The sequence below is a fragment of the Erwinia sp. SLM-02 genome (genome assembly GCF_037450285.1).
Classification (GTDB): Bacteria; Pseudomonadota; Gammaproteobacteria; order Enterobacterales; family Enterobacteriaceae; genus Erwinia.
On sequence record NZ_JAQISN010000001.1, the window covers coordinates 38,001 to 61,331 of the forward strand.

Annotated in this window: 20 protein-coding genes and 1 pseudogene; 14 read left to right on the plus strand and 7 right to left on the minus strand. The window is 59.1% G+C overall.

What is annotated here, in order from left to right; all coding sequences use genetic code 11:
- The first annotated feature begins 38 nt into the window (after positions 1–38).
- The gene (xylB, locus tag PGH32_RS00210; protein WP_337892865.1) at positions 39–1,499 is read left to right on the plus strand and encodes a xylulokinase; all 1,461 of its coding nucleotides are present in this window, start codon (positions 39–41) and stop codon (positions 1,497–1,499) included.
- A gap of 47 nt (positions 1,500–1,546) precedes the next feature.
- Here xylB and PGH32_RS00215 read toward each other — a convergent pair whose 3' ends face one another.
- Entirely contained in the window at positions 1,547–2,314 is a 768-nt protein-coding gene (locus tag PGH32_RS00215) for an amidohydrolase (RefSeq protein WP_337892866.1), read from the minus strand.
- A complete protein-coding gene (locus PGH32_RS00220; protein ID WP_337892867.1) occupies positions 2,302–3,462 on the minus strand; it encodes a pyridoxal phosphate-dependent aminotransferase in 1,161 nt (386 codons plus the stop codon). The genes PGH32_RS00215 and PGH32_RS00220 overlap by 13 nt, the downstream gene beginning before the upstream one ends.
- 147 nt (positions 3,463–3,609) lie before the next feature.
- Between PGH32_RS00220 and PGH32_RS00225 the strand changes: the two genes are divergently transcribed.
- From PGH32_RS00225 to PGH32_RS00235, 3 genes are read left to right on the plus strand one after another with little or no spacing between them, the layout of a single operon-like run.
- Positions 3,610–4,224 (plus strand): methylthioribulose 1-phosphate dehydratase, encoded by a 615-nt coding sequence (locus PGH32_RS00225; protein WP_337892868.1) that lies wholly within the window; start codon positions 3,610–3,612, stop codon positions 4,222–4,224.
- Positions 4,221–4,910 (plus strand): acireductone synthase, encoded by a 690-nt coding sequence (mtnC, locus tag PGH32_RS00230; protein ID WP_314418794.1) that lies wholly within the window; start codon positions 4,221–4,223, stop codon positions 4,908–4,910. The genes PGH32_RS00225 and mtnC overlap by 4 nt, the downstream gene beginning before the upstream one ends.
- Positions 4,907–5,449 (plus strand): 1,2-dihydroxy-3-keto-5-methylthiopentene dioxygenase, encoded by a 543-nt coding sequence (locus PGH32_RS00235; protein WP_123335510.1) that lies wholly within the window; start codon positions 4,907–4,909, stop codon positions 5,447–5,449. The genes mtnC and PGH32_RS00235 overlap by 4 nt, the downstream gene beginning before the upstream one ends.
- 194 nt (positions 5,450–5,643) lie before the next feature.
- On the opposite strand, the gene mtnA is transcribed toward PGH32_RS00235, so the two are convergent.
- Positions 5,644–6,669, minus strand: a complete 1,026-nt coding sequence (mtnA, locus tag PGH32_RS00240) for an S-methyl-5-thioribose-1-phosphate isomerase (protein ID WP_337892869.1) — start codon at positions 6,667–6,669, stop codon at positions 5,644–5,646.
- A gap of 110 nt (positions 6,670–6,779) precedes the next feature.
- Here mtnA and mtnK point away from each other — a divergent pair, with 110 nt between their 5' ends.
- On the plus strand, positions 6,780–7,979 hold the full coding sequence (gene mtnK / locus PGH32_RS00245; protein ID WP_337892870.1) for an S-methyl-5-thioribose kinase: 1,200 nt from the start codon (positions 6,780–6,782) through the stop codon (positions 7,977–7,979).
- 347 nt (positions 7,980–8,326) lie between these two features.
- Here mtnK and fadE read toward each other — a convergent pair.
- Positions 8,327–10,735 (minus strand): annotated as a pseudogene (gene fadE / locus PGH32_RS00250) (acyl-CoA dehydrogenase FadE); the annotation flags it as partial.
- 218 nt (positions 10,736–10,953) lie between these two features.
- On the opposite strand from fadE, the gene lpcA reads away from it, so the two are divergent.
- Together lpcA and PGH32_RS00260 are read left to right on the plus strand one after the other, a co-directional pair.
- The gene (lpcA, locus tag PGH32_RS00255) at positions 10,954–11,532 is read left to right on the plus strand and encodes a D-sedoheptulose 7-phosphate isomerase (protein ID WP_314418788.1); all 579 of its coding nucleotides are present in this window, start codon (positions 10,954–10,956) and stop codon (positions 11,530–11,532) included.
- A gap of 80 nt (positions 11,533–11,612) precedes the next feature.
- Entirely contained in the window at positions 11,613–12,380 is a 768-nt protein-coding gene (locus PGH32_RS00260; RefSeq protein WP_314418787.1) for a class II glutamine amidotransferase, read from the plus strand.
- Here PGH32_RS00260 and dpaA read toward each other — a convergent pair.
- Positions 12,351–13,085, minus strand: a complete 735-nt coding sequence (gene dpaA, locus PGH32_RS00265) for a peptidoglycan meso-diaminopimelic acid protein amidase (RefSeq protein ID WP_337892871.1) — start codon at positions 13,083–13,085, stop codon at positions 12,351–12,353. The two genes, PGH32_RS00260 and dpaA, sit on opposite strands and share 30 nt — an antisense overlap.
- 227 nt (positions 13,086–13,312) lie before the next feature.
- Between dpaA and dinB the strand changes: the two genes are divergently transcribed.
- Complete coding sequence (dinB, locus tag PGH32_RS00270; protein WP_337892872.1) at positions 13,313–14,368, plus strand: DNA polymerase IV; 1,056 nt, start codon at positions 13,313–13,315, stop codon at positions 14,366–14,368.
- A 166-nt stretch (positions 14,369–14,534) separates the two neighbouring features.
- On the opposite strand, the gene pepD is transcribed toward dinB, so the two are convergent.
- Positions 14,535–15,992, minus strand: coding sequence for a beta-Ala-His dipeptidase (gene pepD, locus PGH32_RS00275; protein ID WP_337892873.1), 1,458 nt, complete (start codon positions 15,990–15,992; stop codon positions 14,535–14,537).
- Positions 15,993–16,250: 258 nt separating this feature from the next.
- Here pepD and gpt point away from each other — a divergent pair, with 258 nt between their 5' ends.
- The 3 genes from gpt (at position 16,251) to crl (ending at position 18,535) form a co-directional block, all read left to right on the plus strand.
- The gene (gene gpt, locus PGH32_RS00280; RefSeq protein ID WP_314418781.1) at positions 16,251–16,709 is read left to right on the plus strand and encodes a xanthine phosphoribosyltransferase; all 459 of its coding nucleotides are present in this window, start codon (positions 16,251–16,253) and stop codon (positions 16,707–16,709) included.
- A 117-nt stretch (positions 16,710–16,826) separates the two neighbouring features.
- Positions 16,827–18,077, plus strand: a complete 1,251-nt coding sequence (gene frsA, locus PGH32_RS00285; RefSeq protein WP_314418779.1) for an esterase FrsA — start codon at positions 16,827–16,829, stop codon at positions 18,075–18,077.
- Positions 18,078–18,133: 56 nt separating this feature from the next.
- Positions 18,134–18,535, plus strand: a complete 402-nt coding sequence (gene crl / locus PGH32_RS00290) for a sigma factor-binding protein Crl (protein WP_314418778.1) — start codon at positions 18,134–18,136, stop codon at positions 18,533–18,535.
- Positions 18,536–18,618: 83 nt separating this feature from the next.
- Here crl and ompC read toward each other — a convergent pair whose 3' ends face one another.
- Positions 18,619–19,731 (minus strand): porin OmpC, encoded by a 1,113-nt coding sequence (gene ompC, locus PGH32_RS00295; RefSeq protein WP_314418776.1) that lies wholly within the window; start codon positions 19,729–19,731, stop codon positions 18,619–18,621.
- 300 nt (positions 19,732–20,031) lie between these two features.
- Here ompC and proB point away from each other — a divergent pair, with 300 nt between their 5' ends.
- From proB to PGH32_RS00310, 3 genes are all read left to right on the plus strand, one after another.
- Positions 20,032–21,135 carry a glutamate 5-kinase gene (gene proB / locus PGH32_RS00300; RefSeq protein ID WP_314418774.1) on the plus strand — a complete coding sequence of 368 codons (1,104 nt, stop codon included), beginning with the start codon at positions 20,032–20,034 and terminating at the stop codon, positions 21,133–21,135.
- A 9-nt stretch (positions 21,136–21,144) separates the two neighbouring features.
- Positions 21,145–22,398 carry a glutamate-5-semialdehyde dehydrogenase gene (proA, locus tag PGH32_RS00305; protein ID WP_314418773.1) on the plus strand — a complete coding sequence of 418 codons (1,254 nt, stop codon included), beginning with the start codon at positions 21,145–21,147 and terminating at the stop codon, positions 22,396–22,398.
- Positions 22,399–22,957: 559 nt separating this feature from the next.
- Positions 22,958–23,305 carry a hypothetical protein gene (locus tag PGH32_RS00310; protein ID WP_337892874.1) on the plus strand — a complete coding sequence of 116 codons (348 nt, stop codon included), beginning with the start codon at positions 22,958–22,960 and terminating at the stop codon, positions 23,303–23,305.
- The last annotated feature ends 26 nt before the right edge of the window (positions 23,306–23,331 follow it).

The following is a 23,331-nucleotide window of genomic DNA, read 5'->3' on the forward strand; positions in this document are numbered from 1 at the left end:
GCGCCACCTGCGGGTGGCGTCTGTTCAGGACACTCAATATGTATATTGGAATCGATCTCGGCACGTCGGGCGTCAAAGCGATCCTGGCGGATGAACAGGGACGGGTGCTTGCCTCCCATACGGAAGCTCTGACGCTGCAGCGGCCGCACCCCCTCTGGTCCGAGCAGGATCCGCAGGCCTGGTGGCAGGCTACCGACAGTGCCGTTCGGTCGCTCGGCCAGCGGCATTCGCTGGCGGGCGTCAGGGCGATCGGCCTGGCGGGGCAGATGCACGGCGCTACGCTGCTGGATAAGCAGCAGCGGGTGCTGCGCCCGGCCATTCTCTGGAACGATGGCCGCTGCGGCGAAGAGTGCCGCGATCTTGAGGCTGCCATTCCCGATCAGCGGGGCATTACCGGTAATCTGATGATGCCCGGCTTTACCGCGCCAAAGCTGCTCTGGCTGGCGCGCCATGAGCCGGCGGTGTTTCGCCAGATCGATAAAGTGCTGCTGCCGAAAGATTATCTGCGCTTTCGCATGACGGGCCGCTTCGCCAGCGATATGTCGGATGCGTCCGGCACGCTGTGGCTGGATGTGGCCCGTCGCGACTGGAGCGACCGTATGCTGGAAAGCTGCGGCCTGACCCGAGGCCATATGCCTGAACTCTTTGAGGGCAGCGATATCACCGGCGTCCTCCACGCGAGCGTTGCCCGCGAGTGGGGCGTTCCGCCGGTGCCGATCGTCGCGGGCGGCGGCGATAACGCGGCCGGTGCGGTGGGGGCCGGTATTGTCGATCCCGGTGCGGCAATGCTGTCGCTGGGCACGTCCGGCGTCTATTTCGCGGTCAGCGAGGGTTATCACAGTAATCCTGAAAGCGCGGTTCATGCCTTCTGCCACGCGCTGCCCGACCGCTGGCATCTGATGTCGGTGATGCTCAGTGCGGCTTCCTGTCTCGACTGGGCCGCCCGCTTAACCGGCGTGGGGAGCGTTCCCGCCCTGATCGAAAAGGCGCAGTCTGCCGCGCCCGGCGCGAACGGCCCGCTTTTTCTGCCTTATCTTTCCGGGGAGCGTACGCCGCACAATAACCCGCATGCCCGGGGCGTGTTTTTTGGTTTAGGCCATGAACACGGCCAGGCGGAGCTGGCGAAATCGGTGCTGGAAGGCGTGGGATTTGCGCTGACCGACGGGATGAACGTGGTGAACGCCGCCGGGGTTAATCCCGACAGCATCACGCTGATTGGCGGCGGTGCGCGCAGTCCCTGGTGGCGGCAGATGCTGGCCGATATTTCAGGAAAAGTGCTGGATTATCGCACGGGGGGCTATGTGGGGCCGGCGCTGGGAGCCGCCCGGCTGGCGCAGATCGCCGTCTCGCCGCGCAGCACCTTTCGCGATCTCCTGCCGCCGCTGCCGCTTGAACAGCAGCATATTCCCGATGCTGAACTGCACGCGCAGTATGCCGGGCAGCAGGCGCGATTCCGTTCGCTGTATCGCCATCTTGCGCCCATGATGTCGGGGGAATAATCCGCCCGCGCGGTAAAGAAACGGCCCGTGACGGGCCGTTTGTATGCTTACAGACTGAATGCGTCGGCATCGCGCCAGGCGGGGAACTTCTCGCGATACTCGCGGAGGCTTTCCAGCGACAGCTCGGCCTCAAGAATCGCAGGCTGGTGCGGTTCGCCTGCGGCGAGGATCTCTCCCTGCGGGCTGAAAATCCGGCTGTCGCCGCTGTAGCCGTGGCCGTTGCCGTCGGTGCCCACGCGGTTGCATCCGGCAATATAGGCCTGATTTTCAATCGCTCGCGCCTGCAGCAGCGCCTGCCAGTGCAGGGCGCGCGAGGCCGGCCAGTTCGCCACGTACAGCGCCAGATCGTAGTCATTCTGGTTGCGGGCGAACACCGGGAAGCGCAGGTCGTAACACACCTGCGGCAGAATGCGCCAGCCGCGCCACTCAAACACTTCGCGGCGATCGCCCGCCAGATAGTGCTCGTGCTCCCCGGCCATGCGGAACAGATGGCGTTTGTCGTAGAAATGCACCGCGCCGCCCGGCTCAACGAGGAAGAAGCGGTTAACCGCGCCTTTTGCCGTCTGGATCGCCGCACTGCCCGCCACCATGGCGTGGGTCGCGGCGGCTTTTGCCTGTAGCCAGCTAATTACTTCGCTTTCGGCCAGCGAGCTTTTTGCCGCTTCCATCGCAAAACCGGTGGTGAACATTTCCGGCAGCACAATCAGGTCGCGCTCCTTCAGGCCGTCCAGCAGCGAATCAAAGAAACGCAGGTTGGCTGCGCCGTCCATCCAGACCAGCGGTTGCTGAAGTACGCTAATTTTTAAAGTTGACACAGTCGCTCCGCAGCAGCGTCCAGCGTGGCTTCCTGTTTGGCGAAGCACAGGCGGATCAGTTTATGAGGGAAGGCATCGGCGCAGAACACCGACAGCGGAATCGCCGCCACGCCCACTTCTTTTGTTAACCACTGGCAGAATGCCACATCGTCGAGATCCGAGATAGCGCTGTAATCCGCCAGCAGGAAGTAGGTGCCTTCGCACGGCAGCAGCTTGAAGCGGCTGGCGGAGAGCGCCTCAACAAAGCGGTCGCGGCGGGCGCGGTAAAACTCCGGCAGCTCGCGGTGGTGTTCCGGGTGCTGCTGCAGCATATCGGCCAGCGCCAGCTGCGCCGGGGTGTTGACCGAGAAGGTCAGATACTGGTGCACCTTACGCACTTCGGCGCTCAGCGCGGCGGGGGCCACGCAGTAGCCCACTTTCCAGCCGGTCATATGGAAGGTTTTACCAAAGGAAGACACGGCAATCGCCCGCTCGCGCAGCTGCGGATGCGCCAGCACGCTGGCATGGCCGGCTTCATCAAAGCAGATATGCTCGTACACTTCATCGCTCAGGACGTAGATTTCCTGTGCGGCGATCGCCTGCCACAGCTGGGCGAAGTCGCTTTTCTGCCACACGGTGGCGGAGGGGTTATGCGGCGTATTGAGAATAACCAGCCGGGTGCGCGGCGACAGCAGGGCGGTGAATGCCGCCCAGTCAACGCGAAAGCCGGGCGGCTGCAGCGCAATACGCTTCATTACGCCGCCCGCCAGCGTCACCGCCGGGGCGTAGCTGTCGTAGCTCGGGTCGAAGCAGATCACCTCATCACCCGGGCGCACCAGCGCGGTGATCGCCGCGTACAGCGCTTCGGTGGCACCGGCGGTGACGGTGATGTCACTGTTCACATCCGGCTTATAGCCGTAAAGCTCGGCGGTTTTCTGCGCAATGGCCTCACGCAGCGGCGCCACGCCGATCATCGGCGCGTACTGGTTTGCGCCCTGGCTGACGTGATAAGCCAGGCGCTCCTGCAGATATGCAGGGCCGTCAAAATCCGGGAACCCCTGGGATAGATTGATCGCGTTGTGCTGCTGGGCGAGCGCGCTCATCTGTGTGAAGATGGTGGTGCCCAGTGCGGGCAGCTTGCTCTCTGGCGTGAATGACGTCTGGCTCATGGTTACAACCCTTGCTGAATGCGGTTTTATGATGTTGTGTCCTGTGTTGCTGCCAATATATCACGGTGATACTATTTGGCAATCGAGACGCTTAGACGGCTAAAACTGAGCCCACAATAAAATAGTCCCAGAGGAATAAACAAAGAGATGACCCAGACCTCACAATTGGATCAGCTGGTTAGCGCCTGTCACTGGATTGGTGAACGCGGCTGGGCTCCGGCCACCGGCGGCAACATGTCCATCCGCCAGGATGCTGAATTCTGTCTGCTGAGTGAATCAGGTAAAGACAAAGGCAGCCTGACCCGCGATGACTTTATCCAGGTGAAAATTGCCAGCAATCGGGTACCCTCCGGGCGCAAACCCTCTGCGGAAACCGGCCTGCATACGCTGATTTATCGCCTGTTCCCGGAAGCCGGTGCGGTACTGCATACCCACACCGTCAACTCAACCGTGCTTTCGCGCGTGGAGAAAGGCGCAGCGCTGGAGCTGCAGGGCTACGAGATGCAGAAAACGCTGGCGGGCCAGCACAGCCATCTGGACTGCGTGCCGATTGCGTTGTTTGATAACGATCAGGATATTGACGGCCTGGCGAAGCATATTGAGCAGTTTGCCGCACAGAATCCGCTGCGCTACGGTTTTCTGCTGCGCGGCCACGGCCTGACCTGCTGGGGTAAAGACGTCAATGAGGCACGCCGTCATCTTGAAGGGCTGGAATTCCTCTTCCAGTGTGAACTGCAACGCCGCGTTCTGGAGAGCCAATGATCCGCGCTATTGTTACCGATATTGAAGGCACCACCAGCGATATTCGCTTCGTTCATAACGTGCTTTTCCCCTACGCTCGTGAAAACCTGCCCGCCTTTATCAAAGGCAACGAGCAGCAGCCCGCGGTGGCCCAGGCGCTGGCCGATCTCCGCGCGGAGGTGAACCGCCCGGATGCCACGGCGCAGGAGCTGATTGAGGTGCTGTACGGCTTTATGGATGAGGATCGCAAGTCCACCGCGCTGAAGGCGCTGCAGGGCATGATCTGGCGCGACGGCTATCTGAACGGCAGCTTTACCGGCCATCTGTATGCCGATGTGCTGCCTGCGCTTAAGCAGTGGCAGCAGCAGGGCATCGCGCTGTATGTATATTCATCTGGCTCAGTAGCAGCGCAGAAATTGTTATTTGGCTACAGCGATGCCGGTGATATCACTGATCTGTTCAGCGGTTACTTTGATACCCACGTCGGTGCCAAGCGCGAAGTCGGCTCTTACCGCAACATCGCGGAGCAGATTGCACTGCCGGCGGCGGAACTGCTGTTTTTATCCGATATCCATCAGGAGCTGGACGCCGCACGGGAAGCGGGATGGAAGACGATTCAGTTAATACGTGACGAGGCGGATGCTGCGAGCAGCCATCGTCAGGTTTCAGGTTTTGATCAGATTAACCAGGAGCTGTTGAACTCATGAGTGCACTGACAATTTTTACCGATACCGATGCGGCCACCCAGGTCTGGCACAGTACCGATGCGGCGGAAATCGCCGAAAAGCTGAAATCAAAGGACGTGCGCTTTGAGCGCTGGGAAGCCGACCGCGATCTGGGGGAAAACCCGGATGCCGCGACGGTGATCAACGCCTATCAGCACGCGATCGATCGCCTGGTGGCCGAGAAAGGCTATCAGAGCTGGGATGTGATCAGCATGCGTGCGGATAACCCGCAGAAAGACGTGCTGCGCACCAAATTCCTCTCGGAGCACACCCACGCTGAAGATGAAGTCCGCTTCTTCGTTGAGGGCGCGGGGCTGTTCTGCCTGCACCTGGACGGCCACATCTATCAGATCCTGTGCGAGAAGAACGATCTGATCTCGGTGCCAGAGGGGACGGCGCACTGGTTTGATATGGGGTCCGCACCGCACTTCACCGCGATCCGTATTTTCGACAATCAGGAAGGCTGGATCGCCAATTTCACCGGCGACACCATCGCCGATGCCTACCCGCGCCTGCCTTAATTTACATAACGGGGTGGCTGCTTCAGCCTCCCCGTTCTCTTTACCTCGTACCCCGCACTGCACACTCCGTTAACTTCGAAAGACCTTTATTGACGAGAGGCGACCGTCAGCCAGAGCCTTAGAGCGATCCGCGCGAAAGGGGCAATGACATTCACGGTACAGCGGATCCTTTTCCGACCCGCTGATTCACGCCGTCATTCGCGGGGCTGAAAAACGCCCGCTTTCACCTGCTCCGGAGTGACCACGCCGGTATCCAGCACCCAGCCGCTGATTAACGACGCTGGCGTGACGTCAAACGCCGGGTTGTAGACCTGCGCGCCCTCCGGTGCCCAGGTCACGTCGCCGAAGCTGCCCGCCACGCCGGTCACTTCGCTGGCCGCGCGCTGCTCGATTGGGATAGCGCCGCCGTCCGGGCAGTAGCGATCCAGCGTGGTGTGCGGCGCGGCCACGTAGAACGGCACGCTGTGGTACTGCGCCAGCACCGCAAGGCTGTAGGTGCCTATCTTATTGGCGACGTCGCCGTTGGCAGCAATGCGGTCCGCGCCGACCCAAATCGCATCGACTTTGCCCTGCGCCATCAGGCTGGCGGCCATCGAATCGCAGATCAGATGATACGGAACGCCCAGTTCTCCCAGCTCCCACGCCGTTAAGCGCCCGCCCTGCAATAACGGACGGGTTTCATCGACCCACACGCTGGTGACTTTTCCCTGCTGCCAGCCGCGGGCGATGACCCCCAGCGCGGTGCCCACGCCGGCGGTCGCCAGCCCGCCGGTATTGCAGTGGGTCAGCAGGCGGCTGCCGGGAACGATCAGCGCGCTGCCCGCTTCGGCGATGTTGTCACACAGGGTTTTATCTTCCGCCACCAGGCGCAGCGCCTCGTCGGTCAGCGCGATGGCGAAATTGTCCTGTGCCAGCACCCGCTTCATGCGATCGAGGTTGTTCATCAGGTTAACCGCCGTCGGGCGGGAGGCGCGCAGGGTTTCCAGCGCCTCCGCCAGCGCCGGACGCGGCATTCCCTGTTCCGCCAGCAGCGCCAGCAGCAGGCTGGCAGACAGCCCGATCAGCGGCGCACCGCGCACCCGCAGCGTTTTGATATGGTCCACCAGGCTGGCAACATCCGGCGTCGGGCACCAGATTTTTTTCTGGGGGAGCGCCTGCTGGTCGAGGATCCACAGTTGGCTGTCGCGAATCTGTAGGCTGGTGGTGCTGAGAGTCTGCATAAGTGAAATCCTGGTTGCTTTAATGTGACACATTGTGCCAACATGTCTGATGGATGTATAGACGTCTGAACGGCTTATTAAAACGAATTTGTCTTATGGGGGTTAGGGTAATGTCGCAATACCGTACGTTCACCGCAGCGGATGCCGTGGAATATGCTCGCCAGTTTGGCGGCGTGGATAATCCTGACAGCCTGGTCGATTCGCTGGAAGTGGGCGATGGTAATCTTAACCTGGTGTTTAAGATTTTCGATACCGAGGGCATCAGCCGGGCGATCGTCAAGCAGGCGCTGCCTTACGTTCGCTGCGTGGGAGAATCCTGGCCGCTGACCCTGGACCGGGCAAGGCTGGAAGCGGAAACCCTGATTGAGCACGGCAAATTTTGCCCGGAGCACACGGTCAACATCCTGCACTACGACGCCGAACTGGCGGTGATGGTGATGGAGGATCTCTCCGATCACGCCATCTGGCGCGGCGAACTGGTGAAAGGGAAAAACTATCCTCTGGCCGCGACGCAGCTGGGGGGGTATCTGGCGCAAACCCTGTTCCACACCTCGGATTTCTTCCAGCACCCGTATCAGAAGAAAAAGGACGTGATCCGTTTTACCAACCCGGAGCTGTGCGATATCACCGAGGAGCTGTTCTTCAATGAACCGTATGAGCAGCACGATCGCAACGCCTATCCGCGCGAGCTGGAGCGCCTGGCCGAAGCCCTGCGCGACGATGAAGAGCTGAAAGTGGCCGTTGCCGGGCTGAAGCATCGTTTCTTCAGCCATGCCGAAGCGCTGCTGCACGGGGATATTCACAGCGGTTCCATCTTTGTTGCCGAAGGCCGCCTGAAGGTGATCGATGCCGAGTTTGGCTTCTATGGCCCGATTGGCTTTGATGTCGGTACGGCGATCGGTAACCTGCTGATTAGCTACTGCGCCGCGCCGGGATTACTGGTGCCAAGGGAAGCCGCCGATGCGCGTGAACAGCGCCTGAACGACGTGCGCGATACGTGGAACAGCTTTGCGGAAGGCTTCCTGGCGCTGGCCGCCGAGAAGAGTACCGATCGCGCGCTGGCGACGCCGGGATACGCGCGTGAGTTCCTCGGCAAAGTGTGGCGGGATACCATCGGCTACTGCGGTACCGAACTGATCCGCCGCACCGTCGGCATGTCGCAGGTTGCCGACATTAAAAATATCGACGATCGTGCGATGCAGGTGGAGTGCGTGCGCCAGGCGATTACCCTCGGCCGCAGCCTGATCCTGCTGGCTAACCACGTGCCGGATATTGATGCGCTGATTATGCGTATTCGCCAGAATGGCTGAATGCTGAAAAAACGCCAACCCTCACAGGCTGGCGTTTTTTTAATTGCGGGTTTCTGATGCGGTTGAGCTGCCTGAGCTGCCTGAGCTGCCTGAGCTGCCTGAGCTGCCTGAGCTGCCCGGTGGTCTGACAAAAGTAACCGCCAGGCAGCATCGTCAGGCCGTTAAACGCAGGCAACCTGAAGCTACGCCGCTTCGGTTTTACCCGCCCCCTGCGGCTTTACCGCGGCGGGTTTCTCCAGCGTGACCGTGGCGGAATCATCCAGCTTGCCGGATTGGCCCGGGGCTGTTGCCGCAGACTCCCCAGACTTAGCTGATTTATCCAGCGCGACCTTATCAGAACCCCCGGCCTTCACCGGACGGGTCGCCAGCGCATCGGCCGCAAACTCATCAACGTTAATGGAACGCAGACGGCTGGCCTCGGCGCGGATCAGGACGTCGGCTTCCGCCTTAGTTAACCAGCCGGCCTGCTGGCCTTCGGCGGCCAGCACGTCCAGGCGAGTGAACGGCAGGTGCTTTTTCTGCTCTTTCGACACGCGTTCGTGGATGACTTCCGCCGCCATGACATCGGTTAAGGCCTGCTCCAGCTGGCCCGCCGGGTTGTGTTCGCTCGGTGCCAGGTACTGGCCGCGGCCCAGACGGCTGCGGGTGGCAGAAGGCAGCTGCAGTATCCGCGCCAGCTGGTGGTCCAGGCGATCGGACGGCGCGCGGCAGTGTCCGCCGGTCGGGAAGACCACCACGCGCAGCAGGCCCGCCACCAGGCGATTCGGGAAGTTACGCAGCAGATCGTCGATGGCCGTTTCAGCCTGATGCAGTGCATCCTGCACGCCCCAGTGCACCAGCGGCAGATCGGCTTCGTTACGGCCCTCATCGTCATAGCGTTTCAGCGTCGCCGAGGCCAGATAAAGCTGGCTGAGAATATCGCCGAGGCGTGCCGAGATCCGTTCACGGCGCTTCAGGCTGCCGCCGAGAACCGACATGGAGACATCCGACAGCAGGGCGAGGTTAGCGCTGATGCGGTTCAGATGCTGATAGTAGCGACGGGTGGCGTCGCGGGTTGGCGAGGCGCTGGTCAGGCCGCCGGTCAGGCCCAGCCACAGGCTGCGCATTTTGTTGCTGCCAACGTGGCCGATATGTTTGAACAGCGCCCGGTCAAAGGCCGCCACGTCGTTATTCTGCGCGGCTTCCATCTCCTCCAGCACGTAAGGATGGCAGCGAATTGCCCCCTGGCCGAAGATGATCATGCTGCGGGTCAGAATGTTCGCCCCCTCAACGGTAATCGCAATCGGGGCACCCTGATAGGCGCGGGCGAGGAAGTTGCTGTTGCCGAGCATAATCCCTTTGCCCCCGGCGATATCCATCGCATCCATAATCGCCCGCTGCCCGCGGTGGGTGCAGTGGTACTTCACAATCGCCGACAGCACGGCGGGTTTTTCTCCCTGCATAATGCCGTAGGTAATCAGCGACGCGGCGGCATCCATCACATAGGCGTTACCGGCAATGCGTGCCAGCGGCTCTTCAATGCCCTCCATCTTGCCGATTGGCAGACGGAACTGGCGGCGGATATGGGCGTAGGCCCCTGTCGCCAGCGCAATACTCTTCAGGCTGCCGGTGGAGTTGGACGGCAGGGTAATACCGCGACCCACGGAGAGGCACTCAACCAGCATCCGCCAGCCCTGACCGGCCATCACCGGGCCACCGATAATAAAATCAATTGGCACAAAGATGTCTTTACCGCGGGTAGGGCCATTCTGGAACGGCACGTTGAGTGGGAAATGGCGGGTGCCGATTTCCACGCCCGGGGTGTGGGTTGGGATCAGCGCGCAGGTGATGCCCAGCTCATCGGTGTTGCCCAGCAGGCGATCCGGATCGGACAGCTTAAACGCCAGGCCCAGTACGGTGGCAACAGGGGCAAGGGTAATGTAGCGTTTGTTCCAGGTGAGGCGCATCCCCAGCACCTGCTCGCCCTGCCAGTCGCCCATACAGACCACGCCGGTATCCGGAATGGCTCCGGCATCGGAACCCGCTTCCGGGCTGGTCAGTGCAAAGCAGGGAATTTCATCGCCGCGCGCCAGGCGGGGCAGATAGTGATTTTTTTGCTCTTCGGTACCGTAGTGCTGCAGCAGTTCACCGGGGCCGAGGGAGTTAGGCACGCCGACGGTGATGGCCAGAATACCGGATACCCCGGCCAGCTTTTGCAGAACCTGAGCCTGTGCGTAGGCGGAAAACTCCAGCCCGCCGTACTCTTTTTTAATGATCATCGCAAAGAAGCGATGCTTTTTCAGGAAGGCCCAGAGTTCCGGCGGCAGGTCGGCCATTTCATGGGTGATTTCAAAGTCGTTCGCCATGCGGCAGGCTTCTTCAACCGGGCCGCTGAGAAACGCCTGTTCCTCTTCGGTCAGGCGCGGCTGCGGATAGTTGTGCAGTTTCTTCCAGTCCGGGGCGCCGCGGAACAGATCGCCTTCCCACCAGGTTGTCCCGGCATCAATGGCTTCTTTTTCGGTACGCGACATCGGCGGCATCACCTTGCGGAAGGTGCGCAGCACCGGCTTGCCAAACATCGCCTGGCGCATCGGCAGCAGGTTTAACGGCAGCAGGATGATGGCCAGCGGGACCAGCAGCCAGAAGGTCCACAGCCCCACAAGGCCGAGAACGGCGGTCCACGCCACCAGGGCGATGCTGCCGGCCACAAGGTTGACGCGGTGATAAAACAGGGCACCAATCAGCACGATTGTCGCCACAATACTGAGAACCATCATAACGTGCGCTCCGTAAGTTGTAAGAGGTCCGACCTGTTGGTTATATGTTTAGATTAGCGCTGGCTCAGATGCAATCTGTTTACATAATAATTACAACCTGGCTCACAAAGCGCCGCACTTCCGGGTAAACCGCGCGAGGGAAAGGGAGATTGCTTCACGCCCTTCTGGCAAGTTGATAAACTTAACCCGTCACTTATTCCTAAAAAGGATCTCTCCCTATGTACCAGGACATCATTCGCGCCGAGCTAAACGAAGCCGCCGACACGCTGAATAAGTTTTTAAGCGATGACGCTAACATCCATGCGATTCAGCGGGCGGCCGTGCTGCTGGCCGACTCCTTCAAGAAAGGGGGCAAGGTGCTTTCCTGCGGTAACGGCGGCTCGCACTGCGATGCCATGCACTTTGCCGAAGAGCTGACCGGTCGCTACCGCGAAAATCGCCCGGGCTACCCGGCTATCGCGATTTCCGACGTCAGCCATATCTCCTGCGTGGGTAACGATTTCGGCTTCGACGCTATCTTCTCCCGCTATGTAGAAGCGGTGGGGCAGGCGGGTGATGTACTGCTGGGGATCTCAACGTCCGGTAACTCAGGCAACGTGATTAAAGCCATTGAGGCGGCGCGTGCCAAAGGGATGAAGGTGATTACTCTGACCGGCAAAGACGGCGGAAAAATGGACGGCTCGGCAGATGTCGAAATCCGCGTGCCGCACTTTGGTTTTGCCGATCGCATTCAGGAGGTTCACATTAAAGTGATCCATATCCTGATCCTGCTGATCGAAAAAGAGATGGCGAAGTAATCCCTGCCGTTGCCCGCCGGTGCAGCTGCGCGGCGGGCACTCCACGGTTATCCGTTCAAGGTTGTTGACGAGGAATCACTATGTGCGAACTGCTCGGGATGAGCGCGAACGTCCCGACGGACATCTGTTTTAGCTTTACCGGGCTGGTGCAGCGCGGTGGCGGAACGGGTCCGCATAAAGATGGCTGGGGTATTACCTTCTATGAGGGTAAAGGCTGCCGCACATTTAAAGATCCACAACCAAGCTTCCAGTCGCCGATTGCGCGGCTGGTGCAGGATTACCCGATAAAATCATGTTCTGTGGTGGCCCATATCCGTCAGGCCAACCGCGGCGAAGTATCGCTGGAAAACACCCATCCGTTTACCCGCGAGCTGTGGGGCCGTAACTGGACCTATGCCCACAACGGGCAGCTGAAAGGGTATAAGAATCTGGATACCGGGCCTTACCGGCCGATCGGGGAAACCGACAGCGAGCTGGCGTTCTGCTGGCTGCTGCATAAGCTGACCACGCGCTATCCCCGCACGCCGGGCAACTGGCCTGCGGTATTCCGCTACATTGCCGAGCTGGCGGCAGAGCTGCGTGAGAAGGGCGTGTTTAATATGCTGCTGTCTGATGGCCGCTATCTGATGGCGTTCTGTTCCACCAATCTGTTCTGGATCACCCGTCGCGCGCCGTTTGGGAAAGCGAAGCTGCTGGATCAGGACGTGGAGATAGACTTTCAGAAGCAGACCACGCCGAATGACGTGGTCACGGTAATTGCGACGCAGCCGCTGACGGCTAACGAAACCTGGAACAAGATTGCGCCAGGCGAGTGGGCACTATTTTGTCTGGGTGAGCGCCAGGGCTGAATCCGGCGCGCCGGTGCCGTTCATCATTGGACGGCTCAGCACATACTTTCCGCCGTTAACGCTGACTGACGGCGGCTGTTTGGTCTGCACAAACTGCGCATAGCCAGGCTGCAGCTCCTTCCAGAAGCTGAAGTAGCTTGAATAGCGGTGGCGCTGCATATTGCTTTCGGTCATGCGGAACGGATAAATGCTGACGTCAACGCGCTGCTGGCCGTTGCGCAGGGCGGCTTCCACATAGTGATAAATTTCATCCATATAGGCATCGGTCATGGCGTAGCAGCCAACGGACACGCAGTTGCCGTGGATCATCAGATACTTCCCTTCATAGCCCTGCTGGCGATCGTACTCGTTCGGAAAACCGACGTTAATCGCGCGATAGAAGCGGCTGTCTGGCTTCAGCTGGGAGAGGCCGACGCTGTAAAATCCTTCCGGGCTTTTGAAATCCCCCTGGCGACGCTTGGGTCCCAGTCCACCGGAAAAATTACAGATGCGATAGCTGTCGAGCAGGCGATATTCGTTGCCGATTTTGCCGTAAAGCTCAAGGGTGCGTTCTTCTTTAAAGATCTGCAGATACACCGGCGTGCCCAGCAGTTGTTTCTTTAACTCTTTGCTGACCGGAGCCAGTGGCTGTACCGCGTCGGGTACGCTGGCAAAGACAACGGCGGGCAGAAAAATCATCGCAAACAGCAGTGCGATTTTGGCCATTCTTGTTCCCTTGAAAAAGAGGGTGGGGTGCAACGCCGAAAGGCGTCTGTAACTTGCAATATAGGACAATTCCGCTATCGCGGCGATACCATAGCATTGTCTATTTTTTTCTCAAGATAGTGAAGATTAAAAACCTTATTACCTGCCGTGATTGTGTGTGAATCGACATTTATTGATATCGCACAATTTGAACTGTATGCTTATACAGTGCTTTGTCGGGGGGCGTTATGCGTAAGATTATTCACGTGGATATGGACTGCTTTTTTGCCGCCGTAGAAATGCGTGACGATCCCAGCCTGCGCGATATTCCGATCGCCATCGGCGGCAGCCGGGTGGCGCGTGGCGTGATCAGTACCGCTAACTACCCGGCGCGTCAGTATGGCGTGCGCAGCGCGATGCCCACGGCCATGGCCTTAAAGCTTTGCCCCCATCTTAAAGTGATCCCCGGACGCTATGAGGCTTATAAAGAAGCCAGCGGCCATATTCGTGAAATCTTCTCCCGCTATACCTCGCTGATTGAGCCGCTGTCGCTGGATGAAGCCTATCTGGACGTCTCCGACAGTCCCCACTGCCAGGGCTCCGCGACGCTGATGGCGCGGGAAATCCGCCAGACTATCGAACGGGAACTGAATCTGACCGCCTCCGCCGGCGTGGCACCCATTAAGTTTCTGGCTAAAATCGCCTCCGATATGAATAAGCCCAACGGTCAGTTTGTTATCACCCCCGATGAGATGTCGGATTTTTTACTGAGCCTGCCGCTGGAAAAAATTCCCGGCGTGGGCAAAGTGACCGCCAGAAAGCTTGAGGAACTGGGACTGCGCACCTGTGCCGACGTGCAAAAAACCGATCTGGCGATGCTGCTTAAGCGCTTTGGTAAATTTGGCCGGGTGCTGTGGGAGCGCTGTAACGGCCTGGACGATCGTGAAGTGATCACCGAGCGCCAGCGTAAGTCTCTGGGCGTGGAACGCACGCTGCTGGAGGACATCCACGACTGGGAAGATTGCCTGAATATTATTGATTCGCTCTATGAGGAGCTGGAACGGCGGCTGATCAAAATTAAGCCGGACCGCCAGATTGCCCGTCAGGGGGTCAAGCTGAAGTTCAATGACTTCCAGCTGACCACTCAGGAGCACGTCTGGCCGGAGCTGAATAAAGCCGATTTGATCGCCGTGGCGCGTAAAAGCTGGGACGAGCGGCGGGGAGGGCGCGGGGTTCGGCTGGTCGGGCTGCACGTGACGCTGCTGAACCCGCAGCTGGAGCGGCAGCTGCTGCTGGGTCTGTAGCGCGGGAAACGACTGCACGTTGCATAATAAGAACGCTGCCGCAGTGTTATGCGGCAGCGTTCATCAGATAGCGCCTTCCATTAAGAACACAGACAGGGTTCGCATACATCCTGCTTTGTGAACACTCGCATGGCTTAGCGTGGCGATTCCCGGGCTGGGAATACGTTTATTTCGCCGGGATAGCCTTCAGCAGCGCGGTCAGCAGCTGCCAGTAGAGGCCCACGCTGGCGATGTGCACCTGCTCGTCCGGCGAGTGTGGGCCGGTGATGGTCGGGCCGATAGAGACCATGTCCATCTCCGGGTACGGTTTTTTAAACAGACCGCACTCCAGACCCGCGTGAATCACCTGAATATTCGGCGTGCGGTTAAACAGCTTCTCATAGGTTTCACGCACCAGCGCCATCACCGGCGAGGTTGCGTCCGGCTGCCAGCCAGGGTAGCTGCCCTTGGCCAGGGTTTTGGCTCCCGCCAGCTGGCCGAGCGCGGTCAGCATTTCAACCACGTACTCTTTTCCGCTGTCGATCAGGGAGCGCACCAGGCTGTTAATCACCGCTTCGTCGCCTTCAAACTTCACCACGCCGACGTTCAGAGAGGTTTCCACTACGCCTTTCATCACGTCGGAGTTGCGGATCACGCCGTTAGGGGTGCTGTTCAGCAGGGCAATAAAGGCATCGCGGCTTGCGGCAGTCAGTGGGCGTTCGCTGCTTTCAACGGCTTCGGTCACGATAGCGATATTTTTCTCTACCAGGCTCAGCTCATTTTGCAGCGTGGTCAGATAGCCTGCCGCCAGTGATTTCAGACGATCGACCTTATCGGCTGCAACCGCGAGGGTCGCGAACGCCTCACGCGGGATCGCGTTGCGCAGCGTGCCGCCGGTAAAGTCGATCAGGCGCAGGTCAAGTTCCGCGGCGTGGGCGAACAGGAAGCGGGACAGCAGCTTATTGGCGTTACCCAGGCCGACGTGAATATCGCAGCCGGAGTGGCCGCCTTTCAGGCCTTTTAAGGTCAGCTTCAGCGTCTGGTAACCCGCCGGCAGCGCTTCACGGGTCAGCGACAGGGTGCTGGTAAAGTCGATACCGCCCGCGCAGCCCATATAGATCTCACCTTCTTCTTCCGAGTCGGTGTTGATCAGGATATCGGCCTGCAGCCAGCCCGCCTGAAGGCCAAAGGCCCCGGCCATACCGGTTTCTTCGGTCATGGTCAGCAGCACTTCCAGCGGACCGTGCTCAACGCTGTCATCGGCTAAAACGGCCAGCGCGGAAGCCATACCGATACCGTTATCGGCACCCAGCGTGGTACCGCGCGCCTTCACCCACTCACCGTCAACCCACGGTTGGATCGGATCTTTGGTGAAGTCATGCACGGTATCGTTATTTTTTTGCGGCACCATATCCAGGTGCGCCTGCAGCGCCACCGGCTTACGGTTCTCCAGGCCCGGCGTAGCCGGTTTACGAATCAGGATATTGCCGACCTGGTCACGTTCATGCCAGAACCCCTGCTCTTTAGCCCACGACATAATGTGGCTGGCCAGCGCTTCTTCATGATACGAAGGGTGGGGAATGGAACAAATTTTGGCAAAAATATCCCACAGTGGCTGCGGAGATAATTGAGACAATTCAGACACGTTGACTCTCCTGTGTCAGCATCACCGACCGCCATCACGGCAGGGGCGTGCGTTAAATTCGGTTGGACAATTCCCGTCAGCGGATCTGACGCGATGGGGAAATAGTATCACCGTTTGTCTGGGCCTGCTTACTTCGCCCCGGCAAAAAAGCGGTTATTGGCGCCTCTGGTGCTGGTTTTTAGCGCCTCAGATCTCTATAATTTCGCGCAACCTTTCCCATTGCACATTTTTAAGCCAGTTTCTGGTCGGGATCTTTTTATGAGTGAAAAATACGTCGTCACCTGGGACATGCTGCAGATTCATGCCCGTAAACTGGCACAGCGCCTGCTTCCTGTAGATCAGTGGCAGGGCATTATCGCCGTCAGCCGCGGTGGCCTGGTGCCCGCTGCACTGCTGGCGCGCGAGCTGGGCATTCGCCACGTTGATACCGTCTGCATCTCCAGCTATGACCACGACAACCAGCGTGAAATGAAAGTGCTGAAGCGTGCTGAAGGGGATGGCAAAGGGTTTATCGTTATCGATGACCTGGTGGACACCGGCGGTACCGCGCAGGCGATCCGCGAAATGTACCCGCAGGCGCATTTTGTCACTATCTTCGCCAAGCCGGCCGGTCGCCCGCTGGTTGATGATTACATCATCGATATCCCACAGAATACCTGGATTGAGCAGCCATGGGACATGGGCGTTGCCTACATCCCGCCAATCGTTAAAGACTGATTGATATTGCTCAATGCGCGCCCGGTTTCCCGGGCGCGTCTGTTTTTATCCTTCGCACGCGGGCAGCGGCTACGATAGACTGGACGCCTGTCCAGAATGCCGGAGGAACTCCCTGTCATGTCGCCGAAAAACCTCAGCGAAGAACTGTTCAAACCGCGTTTTAAGCATCCGGAAACCTCGTCGCTGGTGCGGCGCGTGCATCATCACCGTCCGTTAAACATCAACTCCGCGCTGGATGGCGAAAGCCACGCCGGGTGGTATCGCATGATTAATCGCCTGCTGTGGGCCTGGCGCGGGCTGACGCCGCAGGAAATCAGTGAGGTACTGGCGCGTATTGCGGTCAGCCGGGTTGAGCATACCGACGATCGGCTGCTGGATACGGTGATTGGCTATCGCAGCGGCAACTGGATCTATGAGTGGTCAAAGCAGGGTGCACACTGGCAGCAACTGGCCAGCGAGTGCGAAGACGATCTGCTCTCCGGCCAGCACTGGCTGCACGCCGCGAATCTTTACAGCCTGGCGGGCTATCCCTATCTGAAAGAGGACGAGCTGGCCGAACAGGCGCAGCTGCTGGCGAACCGCGCGTATCAGGAAGCAACCAGCCGCCTGTCGGGTGAGCTGCGAGAACTGACCTTTAACATTCCCGACGGCAGTCCGGTAACCGGCTTCCTGCATATGCCGCCGGGCGTATCGGCACCTTATCCAACGGTGATGCTGTGTGCCAACCTCGACTCGCTGCAAAGCGATCACTACCGCCTTTTCCATGACTATCTCGCCCCGCGCGGCATCGCGATGCTGACCCTTGACGTGCCCTCGGTAGGTTTTTCCGCTAAATGGAAGTTAACGCATGATTCCAGCTTCCTGCACCAGCACGTGCTGCGTCAGCTTGAGCAGGTGGCCTGGGTCGATCATACCCGCGTCGGCGTTTTCGGTTTCCGCTTCGGCGCCAATATTGCCGTACGGCTGGCGTATCTGGAACCGCAGCGCCTGCGCGGCGTGGCCTGTCTTGGGCCGATAGTCCACAGCCTGTTAAGCGACACCGCCCTGCAGGATCGGATCCCGGAAATGTATATGGATATGCTGGCCAGCCGCCTGGGGATGTCCAGCACCTCCGACAGTGCGCTGCGCATTGAGCTGAGCCGTTTCTCGCTCAAGCTGCAGGGGCTGCTGGGCCGGCGCTGCACCGTACCGATGCTTTCCGGCTACTGGGCCGACGATCCGTTCAGCCCGGAAGAAGAGTCGCGGGCGATCGTCAACTCCTCCGTCAGCGGCAAGCTGCTGCCGATCAAACCCTCGCCATCAATGAACAATTTCGATCGCGGGCTGCGGGATATTTGCGACTGGCTTGCCCGGCAGCTCAGCGCATGAGTTGCTAAAATCCATGACTTTGCTACAACTATAGGCCCAACCAAGGAGGTTTATCGATGACGTTACCGAGTGGACATCCTAAAAGCCGTTTAATGAAGCGTTTCGGCTCTTTAGGCCCTTACATCCGTGAGAACAAGTGTGAAGACGATCGCTTTTTCTTCGACTGTCTGGCAGTTTGCGTCAATGTGAAACCTGCGCCGGAAGAACGAGAATTCTGGGGCTGGTGGATGGAGCTGGAAGCGCAGGCGGACCATTTCACCTACGAGTACTACTTTGGTCTGTTTGACAAGCAAGGCAACTGGAAGCCGACAGCCGTAAAGGGTAAGGATAATAATGCCCGCCTCGAAGAGACGTTACGCAACTTCCATGAGCGCCTGAAGGCGTTACTGGTAGAGCTGAAGCTGGAGCTGCGTCCGGCACCGGGCTTTGCGGAAGAGCCGGTTAAACTGAGCGCCTGATACGTTCTGAGAATAAGAAAAGGCTGGAGAATTCCAGCCTTTGTTTTAAGTAGACACAACGAGGGGTGGTACAGTTTTACAACTTAGAACTGGTAAACCAGACCTACAGCAACAACGTCGTCGGTGTTCAGAGCCAGTTTGTTGTCGTCTTTCAGCTGGTTAATTTTGTAGTCAACGTAGGCGTTCATATTCTTGTTGAAGTAATAGGTTGCGCCCACATCGATGTATTTCACTAAATCTTCATCGCCGATACCGTTCTCGATATCTTTACCTTTGGTCTGGATATAGCCCAGTGACGGACGCAGACCGAAGTCGAACTGGTACTGCGCCAGCAGTTCCACGTTCTGAGTTTTGTTCGCCATACCGCTGACGGCAGTACCGGTCACGGTGCTGGTACCGCTGATTGGCGTCATGTTACGCGTTTCAGAGTAGATAGCGGCCAGATACAGGTTGTTGGCATCGTACTTCAGGCCCGTACCCCATGAATCCGCTTTGTCGCCGTGGCCGTAAGCCTGCGCCTGCTGGTTGTTGGTACGGTCAGAAGAGGTGTAGGCACCGCTGATGCTCACGCCGCTGTCGGCCAGTGCGTAAACCAGTGAGCCGCCGTAACCGTCGCCGTTCTGGCGCGCTACGCTGGTACGGTCGTTAGCGCCGCCCGCGTCGTTTTTACCCTGATACTGCAGGGCGAACTTCAGGCCATCAACCAGGCCGAAGAAGTTGCTGTTACGGTAGGTCAGCACGCCGGTGGTACGCGCGGTCATGAAGTTATCGGTACGTGCAGTACCGTCACCGCCGAACTCTGGGAACATATCGGTCCAGGCTTCCACATCGTACAGTACGCCGTAGTTACGGCCGTAGTCGATGGAGCCGTAGTTACCGAATTTCAGACCTGCGAAGCCCAGACGGGTTTTGTTACCGGTCTGTGCGTCGGTGCTCTCGGTGTTGTTGGTGTTGAACTGGTATTCCCACTGACCGTAACCGGTCATCAGGTCGTTAATCTGGGTCTGGCCCTTGAAGCCAAGACGAACGTAAGATTTGTCGCCGTTGTTTCCTGCGCTGTCGCTGAAGTAGTGCAGGCCTTTCACTTTGCCGTACAGATCCAGTTTGTTGCCGTCTTTATTGTAGACTTCGGCAGCCTGAGCGGCGGTGGACAGGGCCAGTGCGGCGGTTAAAATTGCCAGTGCGCTTTTCTTCATTGCTATCAATCCCGAAAGAGTAAAGTTTATGTCCCTTCATACTCCAGACGGCTGCGGGGCAGACTTCGACTGAACTACTTTGGACTAAGTGGCCCGGAGGCTCTTCTAAGGCAGGAACGTTTTACCTTTTCTCTATTAAACTTTTATTACAGTTTTAAACATTTCTTGTTAATCACGAACTTTTCGACTAGCAAACGGTCAGGGCTTTTTCACGCTTTTCCCCGCCTGGCTGTTGGCTTCCTGCACGACTCCTGTTAAAACGTTTCTTTGCACTCTTTTATGACAAAACGGCAGGAAAAAATGAGCAGCAGCCAGACCCTGGTGGTGAAACTGGGGACCAGCGTACTGACCGGCGGATCCCGTCGGCTGAATCGGGCCCATATCGTTGAGCTGGTGCGTCAGTGCGCACAGCAACATGCGGCTGGCCATCGGATTGTGATTGTGACCTCGGGCGCCATGGCGGCCGGGCGAGAACATCTGGGCTACCCCGAACTGCCGCCTACCATCGCCTCAAAGCAGCTGCTGGCTGCGGTGGGGCAGAGTCGTTTGATCCAGCTGTGGGAACAGCTGTTTTCTATTTACGGCATCCATATCGGTCAGATGCTGCTGACTCGTGCCGACCTGGAAGATCGCGAGCGTTTTCTGAACGCCCGCGACACCATGCGCGCGCTGCTTGATAACCATATCGTTCCGGTGATTAACGAGAACGACGCGGTGGCAACCGCCGAGATCAAAGTGGGTGATAACGATAACCTGTCCGCGCTGGCGGCGATTCTGGCCGGAGCCGACAAGCTGCTGCTGCTGACCGATCAGCAGGGGCTGTTTACCGCCGATCCGCGCAACAATCCCGAGGCGGAGCTGATTAGCGACGTTCACGCCATCGATGACGCGCTGCGTGCGCTGGCCGGAGACAGCGTTTCCGGGCTGGGCACCGGCGGGATGACCACCAAACTGCAGGCGGCCGATGTGGCCTGCCGTGCGGGTATCGACACCATCATTGCCGCAGGCAGTCGTCCGGGTGTGATCGGCGATGTGATCGCCGCAAACCCTGTTGGCACGCGCTTCCATGCCTTTGCCACGCCGCTGGAGAACCGCAAGCGCTGGATCTTTGGTGCACCGCCTGCCGGTGAGCTGGTGGTGGATGACGGTGCGCTGTCCGCCATTCTGGAGCGCGGCAGTTCGCTGCTGCCGAAGGGGATCCGCGATATCAGCGGCAACTTCTCCCGGGGCGAAGTGATCCGTATCCGCAGCCTGCAGGGGCGCGATGTCGCCCACGGCGTGTCCCGCTATAACAGCGACGCCATGCGGATGATTGCCGGGCATCACTCCCAGCAGATTGGCGATATTTTAGGTTATGAATATGGTCCGGTTGCCGTGCACCGCGACGATATGATTGTCAGCTAAGGAATACCAATGCTTGAGCAAATGGGTAAAGCGGCTAAGGCCGCGTCATATCAGCTTTCGGTACTGTCTACCGAACAAAAAAATCAGGTGCTGCTGACCATTGCCGACAGCCTGGAAGCGCAGAGCGCGGAGATTCTGACGGCTAACGAGCTGGATCTGGCCGATGCGCGTCAGAACGGGATGAGCGCCGCGCTGCTGGACCGCCTGATGCTGAATCAGGCGCGCCTGAAAGGGATTGCTGACGATGTGCGCCAGGTGTGCCATCTGGCCGATCCGGTGGGCGTGGTGATTGACGGCGGCAAGCTGGACAGCGGTTTGCGCATTGAGCGCCGCCGCGTGCCGCTTGGCGTGGTGGGCGTGATTTATGAAGCGCGCCCGAACGTGACCGTTGACGTCGCCAGCCTGTGCCTGAAAACCGGTAACGCGGTGATCCTGCGCGGCGGTAAAGAGACGTATCGCACCAACGCCGCGACCGTGCGGGTGATCCAGAGTGCCCTGCAGCAGCACGGCCTGCCTGCCGGTGCGGTTCAGGCGATTGAAAGCCCCGATCGCGAGCTGGTAAACCAGCTGCTGAAGCTGGATCGCTACGTGGATATGCTGATCCCACGCGGCGGGGCCGGTTTACACAAGCTGTGCCGCGAGAATTCAACCATTCCGGTGATCACCGGCGGCATTGGCGTTTGCCATATCTATGTCGATCGCAGCATCGAACAGGAAGCGGCGCTGAAGGTGATCGTTAACGCCAAGAAGCAGCGCCCAAGCGCCTGTAACTCGGTGGAAACGCTGCTGATTGATGCCGCTATTGCGGACACTTTCCTGCCGGCGTTGAGCGCGCGGATGGCGGAGGAGGGCATTACTCTGCATGCCGATCCGCGTTCGCTGCCGCTGCTGGAAAATGGCCCGGCAAGCGTCAGCGCGGTGACGGATGCCCAGTACCGCGACGAGTGGCTGGCGCTGGATCTGAACGTGAAGCTGGTGGACGACCTGGATGAGGGGATTGCCCATATTCGTGAATACGGCACGCAGCATTCCGATGCGATCCTGACGCGCACCATTCAGCATGCCGATCGTTTTGTTAACGAGGTGGATTCTTCGGCGGTGTATGTGAATGCCAGCACCCGCTTTACCGACGGCGGTCAGTTTGGTCTGGGAGCCGAGGTGGCGGTGAGCACGCAGAAGCTGCACGCTCGCGGCCCGATGGGGCTGGAAGCGCTGACCACCTATAAGTGGGTGGCGTTTGGGGATGATACGATCCGCGGGTGATTGCCCGGAGCCTGCGCGGGCTGGCGGCTCCTCCGTCGGGCGGGTCCTCGCGCCGCTTTGCGGTGCCTTCACTTCTTTCGTCAGCCGGCCGGCACACCACAGACGCGCGTCCTGCGCGGCTGTGGCTTTCGCCCACGTCCTTGTGGGCGAATCCTGGCTTCCTCGCTGCGTTCAGCGCTGCGGATGGCCCGATCGCAGGAGCCGCCAGCCCGCGCTTTAGCTTTTGTGCCGCCTGACTGTTAATTCCTGCGATGGTGGTGGTTGAATCTGTCAGCCCGTGTTTAAGCTTTTGTGGCGCCTGACTGTTTGATTCGGTGTTGGCAATATTCGGAGCCTGCGCGGGCTGGCGGCTCCTCCGTCGGGCGGGTCCTCGCGCCGCTTTGCGGTGCCTTCACTTCGTTCGTCAGCCGGCCGGACCGCCACAGACGCGCGTCCTGCGCGGCTGTGGCTTTCGCCCACGTCCTTGTGGGCGAATCCTGGCTTCCTCGCTGCGTTCAGCGCTGCGGATGGCCCGATCGTAGGTGCCGCCAGCCCGCGCTTTGGCTTTCGCGTTGCCTGAATGGTTAATCTTGAACGAGTGATGGAGGAGCTGCCAGCCCGTGTTTTAGCTTTTGTGTTGTCTGACTGTTTGATTCCGTGTTGGCAATATTCGGAGTCTGCGCAGGCTGGCGGCGCCTCCGTCGGGCTGGTCCTCGCGCCGCTTTGCGGTGCCTGGCTATTTATTCCTGCGTTAGTGATGGTTGAAACTGCCTGCCTGCCTGAGTTTTCGTGTTTAGTGGCTAGTTTATCTCGCGTTGATGATGGTCGAAAATTGTCAGCCAGTGCTGTAGATTTTATCTGGCCGGTGTTTAAAGTTGCCCCAAAGCAGCGATGCCATAGTTTGAAGGGGATCGACCTCTGCGGCTGACGGGTAATCCGCAGCGCTGAGGTGCA